Origin of the sequence: Mizugakiibacter sp. (assembly GCF_039680435.1) — a bacterium.
Taxonomy (GTDB): Bacteria; Pseudomonadota; Gammaproteobacteria; order Xanthomonadales; family Rhodanobacteraceae; genus Mizugakiibacter.
Map to the genome: position 1 here is coordinate 1 of NZ_JBDKSX010000019.1, position 3214 is coordinate 3214.

Annotated in this window: 4 protein-coding genes and 1 pseudogene; all 5 read left to right on the top strand. The window is 70.1% G+C overall.

All coding sequences use genetic code 11. The features are described from left to right. Positions 1–515: pseudogene (locus tag ABFC67_RS01525) on the top strand (hypothetical protein); the annotation flags it as partial. Positions 516–703: 188 nt separating this feature from the next. Further along, positions 704–2008: a hypothetical protein gene (locus ABFC67_RS01530; RefSeq protein WP_346736270.1), complete on the top strand. Its 1305-nt coding sequence runs from the start codon at positions 704–706 to the stop codon at positions 2006–2008. 4 nt (positions 2009–2012) lie between these two features. Beyond that, positions 2013–2315 carry a hypothetical protein gene (locus ABFC67_RS01535; RefSeq protein ID WP_346736271.1) on the top strand — a complete coding sequence of 101 codons (303 nt, stop codon included), beginning with the start codon at positions 2013–2015 and terminating at the stop codon, positions 2313–2315. A 44-nt stretch (positions 2316–2359) separates the two neighbouring features. After that, positions 2360–2539 carry a hypothetical protein gene (locus tag ABFC67_RS01540; RefSeq protein ID WP_346736272.1) on the top strand — a complete coding sequence of 60 codons (180 nt, stop codon included), beginning with the start codon at positions 2360–2362 and terminating at the stop codon, positions 2537–2539. 224 nt (positions 2540–2763) lie between these two features. Next, positions 2764–3189 (top strand): lysozyme, encoded by a 426-nt coding sequence (locus ABFC67_RS01545; protein ID WP_346736273.1) that lies wholly within the window; start codon positions 2764–2766, stop codon positions 3187–3189. Positions 3190–3214 lie beyond the last annotated feature (25 nt).

Below are 3214 nucleotides of genomic sequence, written 5' to 3' on the forward strand. Positions count from 1 at the left end.
GGTTCAGCATCAACACCTTCCTGACCAATTGGGAACGGCTGAACAAGAACGGGCCGGGCGCGCGCAACGTCCTGTTCGGCGGCAACAACGCCCTGGGTGGCGAACTGGACAACCTCGTCCGTGTGGCACAGCGGCTTCGCGACGCGCAGGCCATGCGGAACTGGAGCGGCACGGCGCGGGTTGCCGGCATGGGCGCGGGCGCCTTGGCGGCCGGGCAGGACCTGATCGAAGGCGACTGGAAGGGGCTGGCCACCATCGCCGCACTTGGCATCGTGGCGCCGCGCTACGCCGCGCAGATGATCCAGAACCCCGAAGTCGTCCGCTGGCTGGCCGGCGCGACGCGGGTAACTGCCATGCGCGGTTCAATCCCAGACAGCCAATGGGCGCGCCTGTTCGCGGTGGCCGAGGGCAACCCGGAGCTGCGCGATGCGGTGCAGTCCTACCGCGCGGCCTTTATTGCACCAGCGGCGGCGCCGATGCGGCCAGCAGCCATTGCAGCGCCACCAGCCCGATAAGCCCGACGACCGATCCGGCCAGCACCGCAGCGCGCAGCGGCGTCCAATAGGGCAGACCTGCGTGGGTCAACTCGCGGTGCCGTAGTCGCGCCACCAGCACAACGCCCCACACGCAAACGCAGATGATGGCGACTGACGCCAGCGTGCCGCCCATCTAGCGCCACCCCACCCATGCCAGGACAAGCCGCATGACCAAGCGTCTCCTTCTGCCGCGCAGCCAGGCGGTGGGCCTCGACGGCCGCCCGTTGGCCGGCGCGAAGCTTTACACCTACACCACCGGAACGAGCACTCCAAAGCCCGTTTTCACCGACGCGGCCCTCACGATCCCGCACGCGAACCCGGTCATCGCGGACGCCGCCGGCCGCTTCCCGGCAATGTTTCTCGGCTCGGGCGATTACCGCACGATCCTGACCGACGCCGCCGATGTGGTGATTGCCACCGATGATCCGGTGGAGGGCGACGACGCTTCGACCGCGCCGCCCGCCGATCAGGCGTCCGCGCTGCTGGCCGCGCGCCGCAACCGGCTGGTCAACCCGGCCATGCAGATCAGCCAGCAATTCGGCACCGCCAACACCGACATTACGACCGGCTCCGTCTACGCCCTCGATCAATGGGGCGGCACGCTTTCGACCACGCCGGGCGGGACGCTGCGGCTGGCGCAGGTGGCCAGCACGACGCCGGCCGGATCGCCGTTCCGCCTCCGCGCCACGGTGCAGGCGACGGACGTGTCCATTGCGGCCGGCGACCTCTACGTGATCGAGCAGCCGTTGGAGGGGCAGGCGATGGCCGATGCCCGCTTCGGCACGGCGACGGCCCGGCAACTGCTGCTGCGCCTCGGCGTGCGGTCTTCCGTGGCAGGGACGTTCGGCGTCTCGATCAGCAACGCCGCGGGGAACCGATCCTGGGTCGGGCTGCTGACCATCGCGGCCGGCGAGACGAACACCGACGTGGTGCGCACTTTCACCATCCCCGGCGACGTGTCTGGCACCTGGCCGACGACAACGGCGCTCGGGATGGTGCTGCGGGTCGCGCTGGCGGCGGGCGTGTCCTCGCAGGGCGCGACCGGCTGGCAGACGGGCAGCATCCTGACCACGGCGGCGCAAACCAACCTCATGGCGACCGGCAGCGCCACCTTCGACCTGTTCGACGCCGGGCTGTATGTGGACACCGCCGGGCTTGGCCTGTTCCCGCCGTTCGAGGTGCCGGACCCCGCCGACGAGTTGCGACGCTGCCAGCGATACTACGAGACGGGCCGAGCGAACTTCATCGGCTCGGGCCACACGGCGAACGCCTACGTCGGGCAACAGATCACCTTCACCGTGCAGAAGCGCGCTGTGCCGATCATCGTCATGGGCACGGCGACCGAAAACACCAACCTCGCAAACACGACCGTCGATCAGATCACGGTTGATGGGTTCCGGCACTACGGGCAGGTGACCGCCGCCGGGAACGCTTTCATCACGCGGCCTTACGTTGCTGGCGCGAGGATGTAGCGCTATGGCCGATATCGCACCGCGCGAGGAAAAGCCGCGCATCCGCTTTGACGGCACCATCACCGCCGGCAACGTGCTGACCGCCGTCGCGATGGCCGCCGCGCTGATGGTGTGGGGCCTGCGGTTGGAAGGCCGCGTCGAGACGGAGCGCGTCGAGCGCACGCGCATGGAGGCCGAGTTCGCCCGCCGGCTGGAGGCGGACAGCACGCGCGAGCGCGACGGATTTGCCGAGTTGCGCGCCGGCCTGCGCCGGATCGAGGACATCCTTCTGCGCTCCGTGCGCGGCGAGCCTCGGCCCGCACCGTGATCCCCGCCGCCGGGCAGGCGGCATCCATGACAGGAGACACCGCAATGGATCAGGCCCTCTGGTTGGCCCGCGTCCTGCTGATGCAGGCCGGCGCCGTGATGGCGTCGCGCGGCATCGGGGACGCCGCCATGTGGGAGGCGGTGACGGGCGGCGCGATCAGCGTGGCCGCGGCGCTGTGGAGCTACCGCGCGCGTCAGGCCGCGCTGGCGGCGCCGCCGCGATGATGTGGCTTCGTCGCCTGTTCGGCTGGGGCAGTCCGGGCCGGTCTGAGGCGCCGCCAGCGCCGGCCGAAGTAAATCGGGGTAAACTCGGCCAAACTCCATCAAAGGCGCCGCAGCACAAGGAAGGCGAGGGGCCGGCAACGCCCCCCGCCGTGCCTGTGCTGACCGTGGGGGAGGCCGCCGCGCCTCCCCTGCCTGCGTCTGTGCCGCCTGCGGCGGTGCAGATCGTGGCCGAGTTCGAGGGCTACAAGCCGACCGCCTATCTTTGCCCGGCCGGCGTGTGGACCATCGGCTATGGCTCGACGCGATGGGACAACGGCAAGCCCGTGGTGAAGGGGGATGGCCCGATCACGCAGGACGCCGCGCGCCGGATGCTGCGCCGCGATCTGGAAGACGCCGCGCGCGCGGTGGATCGCCTCGTCACGGTGCCGCTGACGGAGCATCAACGGGCGGCGTTGATCTCGCTCATCTACAACATCGGGGCAGGCGCCTTCGAGCGATCCACGCTGCTGCGGCACCTCAACGCCGAACGCTACGTCAGCGCGGCGGGCGAGTTCACGCGGTGGGTGAAAGCGAGAGGCGAGACCTTACCGGGGCTTGTTCGGCGCCGAGCCGATGAGGCCGCGCTATTCTCTGGCCGCGCCGCCTCGTAGCTTCGCACGGTTGCCGTGACCGGGG

Bases quoted from the DNA above. Each gene is read 5' to 3' on its own strand.
- ABFC67_RS01530 (WP_346736270.1), top strand. From the start codon at position 704: ATGACCAAGCGTCTCCTTCTGCCGCGCAGCCAGGCGGTGGGCCTCGAC.
- ABFC67_RS01535 (WP_346736271.1), top strand. From the start codon at position 2,013: ATGGCCGATATCGCACCGCGCGAGGAAAAGCCGCGCATCCGCTTTGAC.
- ABFC67_RS01540 (WP_346736272.1), top strand. From the start codon at position 2,360: ATGGATCAGGCCCTCTGGTTGGCCCGCGTCCTGCTGATGCAGGCCGGC.